The organism is Roseinatronobacter ekhonensis, from assembly GCF_900499075.1.
GTDB classification, from domain to species: Bacteria; Pseudomonadota; Alphaproteobacteria; order Rhodobacterales; family Rhodobacteraceae; genus Roseinatronobacter; species Roseinatronobacter ekhonensis.
The window spans coordinates 1-888 of the sequence record NZ_UIHC01000178.1 but is presented as its reverse complement, the minus strand read 5'-3'; the positions used below and the strand labels follow the sequence as shown (position 1 = coordinate 888).

Sequence of the window (888 nt, the reverse complement as noted above, 5' to 3'; positions counted from 1 at the left end):
GGGCAGTTGGGTAATGGTATTTGTCGTCATGTGGCATATCCTTTTCTCGGATGAGAATTGCGGCGCGTGAACAACGCCATGATATGCCGCCCCTCAGGGCCATCACCAACTTTTAGCTATATCTCCGCATCTAGCACTGGCGGCCTATGGTCCTTTGAAATTCCCGACCGTTGGGTTCGGTTGACCAAACACCTTGGCACCCAGAGGGCCGGACAGCATATCGCATACGTGAAAGATGCGCGGGGCTGGTCGCAATATGTTGCGAAACACTCGGCACGCCACAACTCCCACGCACAGCGTCAACAGGTCCTACCAAAAAACTGGGAAAGGCCGGGGCGAATGTGGGGCCATTCTCGCGGCTTTCCTCTAGTCGCCCAAACGCTCCAGATCAATACTGACACATTCCACCTGATGCGGCGCTTGATGTTGCGCTATCTGATCGCAAAAGAGCGGTCGCGTCGTCGTCGGATGATCAGCATGCGCAGATTCGATCAATGCACCAGACGGATCAAGTATCTGAAAGGCTATCTCTCAAAGCCGCGCGCAGTATCAGAGAAACTCACGGTAACAGATTGGGTTGATATGTCAGTCACCGCACGTCTGTTGGAATACGCTGTGACGGCAACCGAACCCTATCCAGACGAGCCGGGTGCTCGTGTATGATCGGGACACAGGCGCTTTGCAACAGGCGCAATTAAACTCCTATATCTGAACAACACTTCATAACAGGGCGACCCCTCCCCTTTCCCTATCGGGCAGTGCCTAGTGTTCCCCACCTGACACAGGATTCCCATTGAGGGCCTGATGTGCTATATTCGGGACATGAGACGCAATGACATTTGCCTTTACCTTGGCCCCGCCGACCGTGCTGAGCTTCAAGCTCTGATC

1 protein-coding gene is annotated in these 888 nt (G+C 54.2%); it reads left to right on the top strand.

The features are described 5' to 3' along the window. The first annotated feature begins 339 nt into the window (after window positions 1-339). The gene (locus ROE7235_RS19725; protein WP_147434296.1) at window positions 340-663 is read left to right on the top strand and encodes a hypothetical protein; all 324 of its coding nucleotides are present in this window, start codon (window positions 340-342) and stop codon (window positions 661-663) included. Window positions 664-888: the final 225 nt, after the last annotated feature.

Coding starts and splice junctions, on each gene's coding strand:
- ROE7235_RS19725 (WP_147434296.1), top strand. CDS start 340: ATGTGGGGCCATTCTCGCGGCTTTCCTCTAGTCGCCCAAACGCTCCAG.